14 protein-coding genes are annotated in these 13,844 nt (G+C 36.7%); 10 read left to right on the top strand and 4 right to left on the bottom strand.

Features of this window, described 5'->3' with window-relative positions; all coding sequences use genetic code 11:
* The 5 genes from AAG807_RS19790 to AAG807_RS19770 form a co-directional block, all read left to right on the top strand.
* A partial coding sequence (locus AAG807_RS19790; RefSeq protein WP_341907929.1) for a hypothetical protein occupies positions 1-639 on the top strand: 639 nt, incomplete at its 5' end.
* A 1-nt stretch (position 640) separates the two neighbouring features.
* On the top strand, positions 641-2,251 hold the full coding sequence (locus tag AAG807_RS19785) for a hypothetical protein (protein WP_341907926.1): 1,611 nt from the start codon (positions 641-643) through the stop codon (positions 2,249-2,251).
* 42 nt (positions 2,252-2,293) lie between these two features.
* Positions 2,294-2,710 carry a hypothetical protein gene (locus AAG807_RS19780; RefSeq protein WP_341907923.1) on the top strand — a complete coding sequence of 139 codons (417 nt, stop codon included), beginning with the start codon at positions 2,294-2,296 and terminating at the stop codon, positions 2,708-2,710.
* 298 nt (positions 2,711-3,008) lie between these two features.
* A complete protein-coding gene (locus AAG807_RS19775; protein WP_341907919.1) occupies positions 3,009-3,383 on the top strand; it encodes a hypothetical protein in 375 nt (124 codons plus the stop codon).
* A gap of 2 nt (positions 3,384-3,385) precedes the next feature.
* Complete coding sequence (locus tag AAG807_RS19770) at positions 3,386-4,081, top strand: hypothetical protein (RefSeq protein WP_341907917.1); 696 nt, start codon at positions 3,386-3,388, stop codon at positions 4,079-4,081.
* A 215-nt stretch (positions 4,082-4,296) separates the two neighbouring features.
* Here AAG807_RS19770 and AAG807_RS19765 read toward each other — a convergent pair whose 3' ends face one another.
* From AAG807_RS19765 to AAG807_RS19755, 3 genes are all read right to left on the bottom strand, one after another.
* Positions 4,297-4,752 (bottom strand): MarR family transcriptional regulator, encoded by a 456-nt coding sequence (locus AAG807_RS19765; protein WP_341907914.1) that lies wholly within the window; start codon positions 4,750-4,752, stop codon positions 4,297-4,299.
* Positions 4,753-4,781: 29 nt separating this feature from the next.
* Entirely contained in the window at positions 4,782-5,123 is a 342-nt protein-coding gene (locus tag AAG807_RS19760; RefSeq protein ID WP_341907911.1) for an AraC family transcriptional regulator, read from the bottom strand.
* Between the two features lie 435 nt (positions 5,124-5,558).
* A complete protein-coding gene (locus AAG807_RS19755) occupies positions 5,559-6,845 on the bottom strand; it encodes a TCR/Tet family MFS transporter (RefSeq protein ID WP_341907909.1) in 1,287 nt (428 codons plus the stop codon).
* A 224-nt stretch (positions 6,846-7,069) separates the two neighbouring features.
* Here AAG807_RS19755 and mnmD point away from each other — a divergent pair, with 224 nt between their 5' ends.
* Positions 7,070-7,738: a tRNA (5-methylaminomethyl-2-thiouridine)(34)-methyltransferase MnmD gene (gene mnmD / locus AAG807_RS19750; RefSeq protein WP_341907906.1), complete on the top strand. Its 669-nt coding sequence runs from the start codon at positions 7,070-7,072 to the stop codon at positions 7,736-7,738.
* Here the strand turns inward: mnmD and AAG807_RS19745 are convergent.
* Positions 7,725-9,215, bottom strand: coding sequence for a helix-turn-helix domain-containing protein (locus AAG807_RS19745; protein WP_341907934.1), 1,491 nt, complete (start codon positions 9,213-9,215; stop codon positions 7,725-7,727). The two genes, mnmD and AAG807_RS19745, sit on opposite strands and share 14 nt — an antisense overlap.
* A gap of 187 nt (positions 9,216-9,402) precedes the next feature.
* On the opposite strand from AAG807_RS19745, the gene aceB reads away from it, so the two are divergent.
* From aceB to AAG807_RS19725, 4 genes are all read left to right on the top strand, one after another.
* On the top strand, positions 9,403-10,995 hold the full coding sequence (aceB, locus tag AAG807_RS19740) for a malate synthase A (RefSeq protein ID WP_341907904.1): 1,593 nt from the start codon (positions 9,403-9,405) through the stop codon (positions 10,993-10,995).
* A 108-nt stretch (positions 10,996-11,103) separates the two neighbouring features.
* Positions 11,104-12,381, top strand: coding sequence for an isocitrate lyase (gene aceA, locus AAG807_RS19735; RefSeq protein ID WP_341907901.1), 1,278 nt, complete (start codon positions 11,104-11,106; stop codon positions 12,379-12,381).
* 171 nt (positions 12,382-12,552) lie between these two features.
* Complete coding sequence (gene tpx, locus AAG807_RS19730) at positions 12,553-13,050, top strand: thiol peroxidase (protein WP_341907899.1); 498 nt, start codon at positions 12,553-12,555, stop codon at positions 13,048-13,050.
* Between the two features lie 373 nt (positions 13,051-13,423).
* Positions 13,424-13,807, top strand: coding sequence for a GxxExxY protein (locus AAG807_RS19725; protein WP_341907896.1), 384 nt, complete (start codon positions 13,424-13,426; stop codon positions 13,805-13,807).
* Positions 13,808-13,844 lie beyond the last annotated feature (37 nt).

Raw genomic sequence — 13,844 nt, 5'->3', positions numbered from 1 at the left:
AAAAATAAAGAGGTAATTGATAATGGCATAGATTTTTCTAAGCCTCTTCAAACATGGTTAGAAATAATACCCAAGGATAATTATAAAACTTTATTAACTAACAGTATTCAATCTTTAGAGCTTTCAATAATTTCTCAATCATATTGCTTATATCGAAATGCTTTTAGTTCTTTAAGGCTTTCAATGGAAATGTTATTTGGAGGAATCTATTTCAGCACTGCCACACTTGATTTTATTGAATGGACAAAATCATCAAAGGATTTAAATTGGAGTACAATTAACGATTTTGATAATGGAATACTTTCACATCGCTTTTGTAATGCATTCTTCTCGGAACTCAAAGAAAAGAATGAAGAATACTTTACTAAGGCAAAAGAATTATATAGAGATCTCTCAGAATATGTTCATGGAAATCATCACACTTGGATTATTGGTAGCGAAGCAATTAAAATCGAAATCGATGAAATTAATCTTTTCAACCAATCTTTAAAGTCTTTTTTTGAGATTGCTAATTTCGCCCTTTGTTTGAGGTATTTAAAAAGTTTAAATCGAAGTCAACTTGAACAAGTCGAGCCAATTATCATGCAAACATTAAATCATGTCCCTTCTATTCTTCAACATTTAACTTCATCAAAATAAAATGGCAGAAATATATTTTAGAACCGAGAATATTCGTCCAGAAGAGTTACCGAATCTAATCGTTAAATCACAATTAGAAAACGAGATAATTGAGTCTTTGAAATCAAATTCGAATTTGATACTTGAGGGGAGTAGAGGTACAGGAAAATCATTCTTAATGAAATATGCATGCTATCAATTAGAGCAAAATTTTGTTTTGGACAGAATTCTTCCTGTATATGTTACTTTTATGGCAAGCACACTTATTCATACAACGGATACTTTCCAATTTAGAAACTGGATGGTGGCTCGTTCTTTAAGAGAACTTATAAAAAGTAGTCTGAAAAAAGGATTAGTATTTTCCAAATATGCTTCAACCCTATTAAATACAGAAACAACTCCTGAAACAAATAGCCTTGACACAATTATAAAAGCCTATGAGGACTCATATAAAAATCCCGGAGTTTCAATTGATGCAACCTCTCTTCCTGAACTTAATGATATTATCGATGCATTAAATAGTTTATGTGAAGAAAATCAAATTAAGGGTATTTATTTTTTCTTTGATGAAGCAGCTCATATTTTTCGACCTGAACAACAAAGGCAATTCTTTACATTATTTAGAGACTTTCGTTCACCCTATGTTTCTTCTAAAGCAGCAGTTTATCCTGGAGTAACCCATTATGGCGATACTTTTGAAGCGATTCATGATTCTGTATACAAAAAATTAGATAGAAATATTCAAGATTCTGTTTATTTGAATTTCATGAATTCAATGGTCGAAAAACAAGCTGATAAGAGCAAAATTTTAATTATTAATCAAAACAAAGAACTATATAATACTGTCATTTTTTGCTCAAATGGTAATCCAAGAATTTTATTAAAAACAACCGAAAGACTTCAAAAAATTAATACTAGTGAAATTGATTCACTAATTCGAAGTTTTTATCGCAACGAAATTTGGGCTGAGCACACATTATTAGGAGATAAATTCAAAGGGCATAAACTACTTGTAGATTGGGGCAGGAAATTTCTTGAAGACATTGTTATACCTAGTTTAATAAAGAAGAACTTTAATGAAGATGGAACAATTAAAGTTGAGACTAGTATTTATTTCTGGATACATAAAGATTCACCAATTCAAGTAAGCGAAGCTCTCAGACTTTTGACCTATACGGGTATAATAAAAAAAATGGAAGATGGTGTAAAAGGAACCAGATCATTGATAGGGACACGCTATGAGGTAAACTATGGTGTGTTTTTATCGCAAGTAAATAATCCAACAAGAAACTCAAGAGAATTAATTGGAAAACTCCAAATCAATAATTTTTCTGAATATGGCCAAAATCACTCAGCTTATAAAGATCTGACTGATAAAAATATTGTTTTGGAGGATGATGAAACACTTGTTGCTTCAATTAATAATATTTTGGACAAGCCCATCTCAACCTTAGACCTTTCAAATTGGCAGAAAAAAAAATTAATAAATCAAGCTGGACTTTCAACAATAAAAGAATTAATTAATACCACTGAACAGACCTTAATCAACAAATTAGAACAAGTTGGAGTTGTTCGCTCAAGACAAATGAAAAATGCTGCTTATGCAGAATTACTAGAATATATATCTGGTTAAAAAAAACGTAACTTAATCTCATGCAATCCAAACGAATCAGATATGAAAACATCCCTCTTTCAAAACATCATGAGAATCCTGCTTGGGTCATTCATGTTATTGGCAGGTATCGGTCATTTAACCTTTCAACGAACAGAATTCCTGGCACAAGTTCCCCGCTGGCTTCCCGACAGCCCCGGTTTTATGGACTTTGTGGTGGTCTCCTCCGGAGTTGTGGAAATCCTTTTTGGATTAGCCATGATCTTTTGGGTAAAACAGAAGATCAAAGTGGGGATAGCCTTAGCCATTTTCTATGTCCTTGTTTTCCCGGGAAACATCTCTCAATACACCAATGGAATTGACGCTTTCGGATTGGATACCGACCTGAAACGATTGATCCGGTTATTTTTCCAACCGGTGCTAATTTTATGGGCTCTCTGGTCAACCGGAATATTCAGAAAAAAATCAGAGCGAGAATGAGAATGAGGATTCAATTCTTGTTAAGCGGTCTATTCGTCTTCCTCCTTTGAAGGAGGACCGAGGAGGATGGTAAACTCCAATCTTCCGTAAATAACAAACCCCGAAGCTTAAAAGCCTTTCCTTTTACACAGAAAACATCCTATTTCAGATTTTTTTTGCTACTATTGAAGTGATAACGTGACGAACACTATTTGCTGAAGGAAAACTCCCCTATAAGTTTTGAATTTCAGTGTAGAAGGACCAGTTTTGATTGGTTGATGGTGATTGTTTGTTAGCAACAGTTCCAAATCAGTAAATAATGAGTGACATAAGAATTTCAGAATTAATTGACCTCGCTTCGGAAGACATAGAGGATGTAGAAACAAAAGTTACTAAAACTTTTGAATGGTATTATGATAGAACTACCATGACAATAAAAGGAACAATTGGAGCAGCTGCATCACTTATTGTAGCACTAGCTATTTCATATTTTAAACAAGAGTTTAAAGTTAGTTACAAAGAACTTTTCATTGCTTTAGCTTTTTCAGTTCTAACTGCCTCATTCGGTTTTTATAAAATGTATCAATTAAGAAAAATCACAAGACAGTATATAGCCGCATTAAAGCTTTTGAGTGATCTAAAAAAAATAAAACCCTTCCTATCACTTTATCGTTCAATATTAAATCAAGATTGAAAATGGATCAGACAAACTACATGAGTATTATTAGTAAAATAGCAGCTATTCTTGGTCTTCTTTCTACTTCAATAACTTTTTTTACTTATTTGTTTAATTATATCAAACAAAGAAAAACGCTTGAAGAAATTGATGGCAATTTATTTAAGCAAGCTCTGGCATCAGCTGATATAAAACAATTAGGTAAATATCTCGATAACAATATTGGAAATGTGACAATTAAGGAATTTTCAACAAATACCAAAATCCAAAAGAAAGTAAATCATTATATTCAAAATATTATTTCATTCATTGGAACAGAAGAGGATATTAAAAAAACAGATATTGAATCCCACGAAACAAAGATTATCTATAATTACGAAGTTCCTAATGAGTTTCACTCAATTATTAAAGAACTCTCATTTGGACAACCTTGGAATGCTTTAGCTCAATTACGTAGACATATTGAAATTAGTTTGAGAGATATTGTAAAGAATTATGACATTAATATAAAAGAGTTTATGCCAATAACTCAGACACTTTCAATTCTGGGATCGATGAACCTAATTTCACCTTCTACTATTAATGACCTCAAATATGCTGTTTCTGTTTGCAATAAAGCAGTTCATGGTATTGATATATCATTGCCAGAGGCTGAAGAAGCAATACAAATAGTAATTAAAGCATTAGATGAAATTAACAAAAGTAAAAGGATATAAAAAATGAATTTTACAATTGAAACATCTTTGATATTAGGTTTGACAGTAGTTTCCTGTTGCAGATGAACTTCATTTTTCTAAGGATAAATCGCATAAAAACCTCATTACTATTTTATTTTTCAATTTCAGAAACAAAATAGTTTTAAAATTCCCCAACCAAAAAACACCGCCCAGACCAAATCCAAGCGGTGTTTCAAAACTGATACGAAAGGACTCTATTTCTTACAATTACTTGCAATTTGGGTCATCACCTTCGTAGCAATTTCCATTTCTTCCTGAGTAAGCCCGGTTAAAGCGGTTGCACGATTGGTAGGGATTACTTCGTCCATCGCTTCCATGGCATCCAATGCTTTCTGAGTTACCAGGATGTCCATCTTGCGACGGTCTGATTTGTTGATCTTACGCTTGAGGTACTTTGCCTCAACCAACAGGTTAATCATACGGTTTACAGAAGCTGCGTCCTTAAAAACCAATTCTGAAATCTCGTTTTGCTGGATCTTGGGGTTTTCAATCAAACAACGGATGACCAGCCATTGATCAATCGTAATCTGATGCCCCAAAGATCTTAAACGGGCTTGTGCGAATTGCCGATAAGTTCTAATAGCTCTGTCGATCTTATAAAAAATAATCGAATCTAGTTTTTCCACTTGTAAAAGGTTGTTGTAGTACATGATAAATTGAGTTATAGTAATAACGTCAATTACTCACTGTAAGTTGCATTCCGTGGACAAAATCCGTGAATTCTTTTAAAAGCCTTGCTAAAAGAAGCCAAATCCGCATACCCAAAAATGGAACTGATTTCGGTCCAGGTATAAGAATCTTCCGTATGTAACTTTCTAGCCTTCTCCATCTTAAGATTCCGGAAGTAACTGGCCGGACCGATTCCCATATATGCTTTGAAACTTTTATTCAATTTTGAAATGGAGAAGCCGATCATCCGGGCATGATTCGCTATATCGAAATGTTCATGCGGATGTTCATTCATGTAAGCAATCAGCTTTTCAATTGCCTTACAGTCTTCCGGGTGCAATATCTTATTCATCGTCAAAAGATTACCTAAACAAAGGTAATTATTGATACATCAATTAATAATTCGAAATCACTTTATATTGCCACTTGTCATTGATTCCGAACCGCTTACAAATTCGGGTAAAAACAGACAATAAAAAACCAACTAAAAACACTGATTTTTGGAGAAACAAATAAAATAAAAGGATATGATTCACTGGTTCTCACAACAACTAAGCATTATCGATCTTTTCGCGATTTTCGGTAAAAAGTAACTTCAGATATTTCTTCAACCCGGATTGGGTGGTCTCGCTTCAGTTTTTATGGAGATATAGAGTACGGTTAGGTAAGATAAGTTGAGATGCTTCAGCATTTAACAAAGCAAAACGAACGAACTCCTGCGAGGGGATGAAGAAAAAAAACAGCTTTACAGCTGAGTAAATGAAAGATAAGAAAGCCCTCCTGCTAGCTAGTGGGGGCTTTTTTCGCTGTCTAAAGATTCGGACTCCAATGCTTCATCCAAAAGCGCTTCATTGGCTTTAAATGCAATCTTACTGAAAACATAACGCAGTAAAATCAATGCGATAACCGCCAAAAGTGCAGCAACAAAGAATGGCGTTCCGTAAAAAACAGAATTCTTCTCTGCAAATGGAACGGACTTATAAAAGATCCACATCATAAAGACTGGTCCTATCATTTCTGCCAAACTCATGAGCGACGTAAAAATTCCTTGCAATTCTCCCTGCTCGTTGTTCTTTGCCTCTCCTGAAACCAAGGAACGAATACTTGGATCCACAATTCCTGAGAAAGCATAAGGAAGAATAATCACATACATCATCCAACCATAAGGAAGCAGTCCAATTCCAAGTGTCACAACACTTAGGATGACCAAGCCCAAAGTGGCGGCTCCCTTCTCCCCCATTCGTTTTACAATCGGCCCTGCCATTGCTCCCTGAACGAGCCCAAAGCAAACTCCAACGACAGCCAGGGAAATTCCTACGTCTTTCGTTTCCCATCCGAAACGCGCAATCGTGTAATAATTCCAAACGGAATGAATCGCCATATTCGACAATAAGACAATGAATGTCACGACAAACAACCCTCTATATTTCGGGAAACGCACAATTTGCTTGATTGCCCCTATTGGATTTGCTCGTGAAAGCTCGAATTTTCTGCGGTCGGTTACAGGCAAGGATTCTTTCAGGAAGATCAACCCATAAACGAAGTTTGCCAATGACAAGAACGCAGCAACCATGAATGGAACGCGCAATCCAAATTCGGAAGAAACGCCACCGATTGCAGGTCCGATGATGAATCCTACTCCAAAAGCAGCTCCGATCAATCCGAAATTCTGCGCTCTGTTTTTATCTGTTGAAATATCTGCTATGTAAGCCGCAGCCGTTGTAAAACTCGCCCCAAACATTCCGGAAACAGCTCTACCAATAATTAACCAAGCCAAACTCGGTGCGAAATACATGAATACGTAATCCAATCCCAAACCCAAAAGCGACATCAAGATAATCGGTCTGCGTCCGTAGCGATCACTCAAGTTCCCAATCAACGGTGAAAACAGAAATTGCATCAACGCATAAGTTGCCAATACAACTCCGGAGTATTTGGAAGATTCATTGATTGACAAATGAGTCGCATCAGCGATCAAACTTGGAAGAGAAGGAATGATAATTCCCAATCCAATGGAATCGATACAAATGGTAATTAAAATAAAAATTAAGCCTTTGGTCTGTTTTTCACTCATGCGACAAAATTACGGATTCATTTTAGTAGTCGAAGAATAGAACTTTAATTTTAGGTAAAATGTGGATTTCAGAGCGCAAATGGAAGTAAATTGATCCACCGCCGCAGAGAGACAAGATACAAGACTGAGAGAGTCAGGATTGAAAGTGGCTAAAAATTGCATATGTCCTGACTCTCGACTCTAATAGTCTTGTCTCTTCTTAATACATTAACTAGCTTTACCGAATGAAACGTGAATTGGTAAAAACCGCAGATGGCTCCACAACAATCTACCTTCCCGAGTGGAATGAGCATTATCATTCAAGTCATGGGGCATTGCAGGAAGCTCAGCACGTTTTCATCAAGCATGGGCTGAATCCGAAACCCGGAGATTATATCACGATTTTTGAAATGGGTTTCGGAACAGGATTGAATGCTCTTCTAACCTATTTTGCTTCAGAAAAACGGAATCAATACATTCATTACATCGGTTTGGAAGCTTTTCCGCCAAGTATGGAAGAAATTGAAGGGATGAATTACACCTCTTTTTCGCGCGACGAAGATGCAGAAGAAGTATTCAAGAAAATGCACCAGGTCGATTGGAACGTGGCTCGCGAGATTTCGGAACATTTTGTACTGGAGAAAATCGAAAAGCAGATCCAGGAATTGGAATTGGGCAAAGAAACGATCGACATCTGTTATTACGACGCATTCGGACCTCGTGTTCAGCCTGAATTGTGGAGCGTTGAGATTTTCCAAAAGATCTACGACTGGCTCAGTCCGGGTGGAATTTTGGTTACTTATTGCGCCAAAGGCCAGGTGAAACGCGATTTGAAATCGGTCGGTTTTGAAGTGACTGCTTTACCTGGTCCTCCGGGAAAACGGGAAATGACTAAGGCAATTAAGACCTTGTAGTCCCTCCAAATTTCTCCATCAACGATTCCACAACAGCATCTGTTTTCGCAAAACGCTCTAAACGTTCTAAAACCAACGGAGGAGTTACACGTTCACGGCAATCAGCAATCGAGCAAGATTCACAAGTTACTCCAACCAAACGTTGAGGAATCGAAGAATCATTTAGAAAACTAATTTTCCCTTGTGAATGAGGCGAAATGAGAATTCCCAAAGCGATACTACGGTAATATCCTCTGCGAATAGGATCTTTCGTAGCAGAACTAAGCACGAGGTATTTATTATTCGTGTCGTTATAAGATGAAATCTGTGCGCCAATTAAGTGCTTACTCTCAGAATTGGGAATTCTAGCCAAATTCTTGATCGAAATCCATCTGCGACAATAATGCTGGTTATTTTCATTCCCATGTGGCTCTTGTGTCGAAGTAATGTGTAATTCCTTGGTCATTTGGAAATCATCTCGTTCTGGCTTGTATCGAAACCGTAAGAAGAAGAGGTTCTTCATATTAAAATCCTTTGGAAGGATATTCGTAAGACGTTGGTAAAATGTTTCTGGCGAACCTGTAAAACGATCAATCAGCTGAAACAATTCATCTTCATTAAAGGTTTCCTGTTCGAAAAAAGATTTCAGTGCTTCTACGAGGGTTTTCCTTGGAATGATCAATGCTCCGGAAAAGTAAGAAGCGTAAAAGTTGGTGAGCACTTGGTCAAAAGTGTCAAATTTAATCCACGAAAAAGTATACAACCGATCCGTTAATTTCAAAAAGTTGTAAGCAATTTCTTTGGCATATATGAACGTTCTTTGCGATTCATCCGCTTCCTTAGAAATCAAAAGCAGCTTTGTTTTGGGAATAAAAACAGAACGTAGGTTTGTCAATTCTTGATGCTGATTCAATTCTTCATTATTGATCGTGTAGCCGTATTCTTCAATCAGGATTTCTTCCAGATCACTCGCTTTTATCTTTTGATTTAAGGGAATGGAATATGCTTTTGCAAAATGCTCAACCTCTTGTTCGATCCAATCAAAGTAATTGTTTTGTGCTTCTTGATACGAACGCAATGCCGCCAAGTAAAAGCTTTCCTTACTAACATTGTAATGTTTGGAGATTTCAATCAAAGTCGAAATAAAGGCATTTACTTTCAGAGGAGCTTCAGCTATGATGTCAATCAAATCACTTTCCTTGATTCCGAATAATTCCAATGGAATTTCTTTCAGTAAACGGGATTGTAAAATTTCACCAATCGGCGCAAGGTTCTTATCCAGTTTCAGAGAAACCAACTGATCATAAGTTGTATCCAGTGCATCTGCCAAGGTGACAATCTTATCACGCTTGGGATACTTCTTCCCTTTTTCAATTTCGTTTAAATATGATTTAGACAGACCAGTAATCTTAGCCAGTCCAAACAAGGAAAGATTTTTATCCGTTCGAATTTGTTTCAGTTTCAAACCAAAAATCAACCGAATGTATTCTTCTTCTATCATATCTCAATCGCTTACAACGTGAATTTCAACTATTTTTCCTTGTGTTTTCAAGGAGATTTACAAATATGACTTTTTTTTTGCGAATTCATCACAAAAAACAATTTTGTTAAAATAGCGAACGTTCGCTATTTTGTGTAAAAATATTATTTATTATTGTCAAAGAATTTTAAAATCGGTTCGACAAATGGAAACAAAACGTCTCAAAAAAATGATTGAAGTATCTCATGAACAAACATTCCCTGAAATTTTAACCAATGACGCATTGATTTTTTTATTTGCACTGCACGAACAATTTGATACTCGCAGATTGAAATTGCTTGAAAACCGTGCAGCACAACAAGTCATTTTCAATTCCGGAGAACTGCCCGTTTTTCCGAAAGAAACAACACACATTCGTGAAAGCGATTGGGTTGCAGCACCCATTCCAGCAGACTTACAAGATCGTCGCGTAGAAATCACCGGACCTGTTGACCGCAAAATGATTATCAACGCATTAAACTCAGGAGCCTCTGTTTTCATGGCTGATTTTGAGGACGCAACGAGCCCCACATGGAATAATCTCATGGAAGGCCAACAAAACTTAAAAGATGCTATTCAACAAACGATTTCATGGAGTCAAAATGGTAAATCTTATTCACTGAATGAAAAGGTAGCTGTTTTAAAAGTACGTCCACGCGGATTGCATTTATCAGAAAACAACCTCCGTTTTCAACAAGGTCTTGCCGCTGGTTCTTTGGTTGATTTCGGATTGTTTTTCTTTCATAACTACCACGAACTAATTACCCGTGGAACAGCACCTTACTTCTACCTCCCCAAATTGGAACATTACGAAGAAGCTCGTTGGTGGAATGATGTCTTTGTTTTTGCGCAAGCTTATTTTGGCATTCCAAAAGGAAGTATTAAAGCAACCGTTCTGATCGAAACCATAACTGCAAGTTTTCAATTAGACGAAATTATTTATGAGTTACGCGATCATATCACAGGATTGAATTGCGGACGTTGGGACTATATTTTTTCCTTCATTAAAAAACTAAACAAAACGGTTGGATTTGCTATTCCGGACCGCGACCAGGTAACTATGACAAGTCCATTCATGGCTGCTTATTCTCAATTAGTCATTCAACGTTGTCACCGAAGAAATATTCATGCAATTGGAGGAATGGCCGCTCAAATACCTATTAAAAATGATTCCACAGCCAATGAAATATCCCTGAATAAAGTACGCACCGATAAAGAACGAGAAGTTAAAAATGGACATGATGGCACTTGGGTAGCTCATCCTGCATTGGTTCCTTTAGCAAAAGAAATATTCGACCGTGAAATGACCACACCCAATCAGATTAGTCTAAAACTCGACAAACTCTTTATTTCAGAACGTGATTTATTGCAGATTCCGCAAGGAACAATTACAGAAGCAGGAATCCGAAAAAACATCAACGTAGGAATTCTCTATTTAGAATCTTGGTTGATGGGAACCGGAGCAGCCGCTTTGTATCATTTAATGGAAGATACTGCAACTGCCGAAATTTCAAGAGCACAGTTGTGGCTTTGGCTAAAAAAGAATGTATCGCTAGAAACCGGCGAATTGTGTACGCAAGGCTTATACCTGGTATATATTGCCGAAGAACTTAGAAAAATTGTTGATTATGTCGGACAGGAACGCTACAACCAAGGAAAATTTGAACTCGCAACAGAACTATTCAAGCAATTGATTTTTAATGAGGAATTGGATGATTTTTTAACACTCAAAGCATACGAATACATTTATAAAAACTAAAAATATCCTGAATAAAAAAGGAGAAAAGCAAAACTGCCGAATGCTGTAACATCCGACAGTTTCATTCAAATAATTAAATAAATAACTATTTAAAACCAATACAAAGTTATGAAAACACAAGAAAGAATAAACCAATTACTAGCAGATTGGAACACGAATCCTCGTTGGAATGGAATTACCAGACCTTACACAGCTGAAAAAGTGATTGAATTACAAGGTTCCTACCAAATTGAATACTCCATTGCGCGCAGAGGAGCAGAAATACTTTGGCACAAATTAAACAATCAAGATTGGATAGCCGGCTTGGGAGCTTTGACTGGAAATCAAGCAATTCAAGAAGTGGAAGCGGGTTTAGAGGCCATTTACTTATCTGGTTGGCAAGTAGCAGCTGATGCAAATGTAGCTGGAGAAATGTACCCCGATCAATCTTTGTACCCTGCCAATAGCGTCCCATTAGTAGTGAAACGTATCAATAACGCCTTACTTCGTGCAGATCAAATTCAAAGTGTAAATAAAATTGAAACTAAAAAAGACTACTTGGTTCCAATTGTAGCAGATGCAGAAGCAGGTTTCGGTGGAAATTTGAATGCCTTTGAATTGATGAAAGGAATGATTGAAGCCGGAGCTGCAGGCGTACATTTCGAAGATCAATTGTCGTCTGCAAAAAAATGTGGGCATTTGGGTGGAAAAGTATTGGTTCCAACACAAGAAGCAATAAACAAACTAATTGCAGCACGCTTGGCAGCAGATGTAATGGGAGTTCCAACATTGATTGTAGCCCGAACTGATGCAGATGCAGCCAACTTATTAACTAGTGATATTGACGAACGCGATCTAAAATTCGTTACCGGCGAACGATCCCCTGAAGGCTTCTTTTACGTAAACAATGGCTTACAACAAGGAATTGACCGCGGACTTTCTTATGCACCTTATGCAGATTTGATCTGGATGGAAACATCAACCCCCGATTTGGAACAAGCACGTGCATTTGCAACAGCTATCCACGCAAAATTTCCAGGAAAATTATTAGCCTACAACTGTTCACCTTCATTCAATTGGGCCGCAAAATTAAGTCAACAAGAAATGGAAACATTCCGTGAAGAATTGGCAGTAATGGGTTATAAATTCCAATTCATTACACTAGCAGGATTCCATGCTTTGAATACATCCATGTTTGAATTGTCTTTGGCTTACAAACGTCGTGGAATGGCCGGTTATTCTGAATTACAAGAACGTGAATTTGCTCTTCAAGCAGATGGTTTCCGCGCAGTGAAACACCAAGGATTTGTGGGAACAAGTTACTTCGATGAAATTCAAAGTACTGTTACAGCAGGTTTATCATCTACGGTTGCAATGAAAGACTCTACAGAAATAGCTCAGTTTTAAATACCTGATTTACCACATCCTTGTAATCCCGTTCTGCAACTGTTGAACGGGATTTTTTTTGACTGTTCTTCATTTTCTCATAAAAAGACCTAATATTTCTGGAATTGCACCTTCACAAATTCACTGATCCTAAATAAATAGTATTTTTAACCAGCAAAAATTGACACAAAAATGGCAAACGTAAAATTAGGAGGAAATCCTCTACACACAAGCGGTGAATTACCGGCAACAGGATCACACGCAGCAGATTTTTCTTTGGTAAATGCAGACTTAGGCACTAGTTCATTGGACACTTACAAAGGCAAAAAATTAATTTTAAACATCTTCCCAAGTATCGATACGGGAACATGTGCAACTTCAGTTCGCGAATTCAACAAGAAAGCTTCATCTTTGGACAATACAACCGTTTTATGTATTTCCCGTGATTTGCCTTTCGCTCAAAAACGCTTTTGTGGTGCTGAAGGAATCGAGAATGTGGTAACACTTTCTGATTTCAGAGATGGTGAATTTGGAAAAAACTACGGTTTGGAGCTATTGGATGGTCCGTTGAAAGGATTGCATGCAAGATCGGTTGTTGTTTTGGATGAAAATCATCAGGTAGTTTACACTGAATTGGTTCCGGATATTAAGGATGAACCGAATTATGATGCTGCACTGGCTGCATTGTAAGAATTGAAATAGATTTTGGAAGTCCCGTTTCACCAGTGATTCGGGGCTTTTTTATTTCCCACAAATGCTTTATTTCCCGCAGATGCACAGATTAGAGCGAGCCTACCGGTCTCGCTTAAATGGCGACTGATAAGCGCCATAAAAATCTGTGCATCTGCGAGAAACTACCAATTGATTTTTTTTGCAAAACCGTTCAAAAAAAGTTTGTTTAAGAGATTACCTGTGTTAAGTACATACCCCCCCCTACCGGTCGCCTCTTCTCTTCTAATCATTAAACTTAGTAAGACCCGCAACTAACTTTAATCAAAAAATATAGGCGAGAAAAATCTATTTCCCTATAAAAGAAATGATGTTTTTCACTAACTTAAAAAGAATGGAACATTATTTATTAGAAGAAGAAACCTATCAAATTATTGGTCGCTGTACGGAAGTTCATACTGAATTAGGAGTTGGATTTTCCGAAATTGTTTACAAGGACGCCTTAGAGTATGAATTCAGAAAAAACGGAATTTTGTTCGCGCGTGAAGTCCAATATCAGGTAAAATACAAAGACATTATTCTACCACATCAATTTTTTGCAGACTTTGTTGTTTTTGATTCTATTATTTTAGAAGTAAAAGCAATATCCGATTTAACTAATGAGCATTTCGAACAAACAATCAATTACCTGGCAATTTCAGGAATGGAAGTTGGTTTAATCATGAATTTTAGAAAACCAAAGTTGCAATACAAAAGAGTTATCCTAACTGAAAGGTAAAACGTCTGTTTTAAAAAATAGCGAGTCTGGTAAGCTC

This window comes from Fluviicola taffensis DSM 16823, from assembly GCF_943372375.1.
Classification (GTDB): Bacteria; Bacteroidota; Bacteroidia; order Flavobacteriales_D; family Crocinitomicaceae; genus Fluviicola; species Fluviicola taffensis_A.
This window is presented reverse-complemented; position numbering and strand designations above follow the sequence as displayed.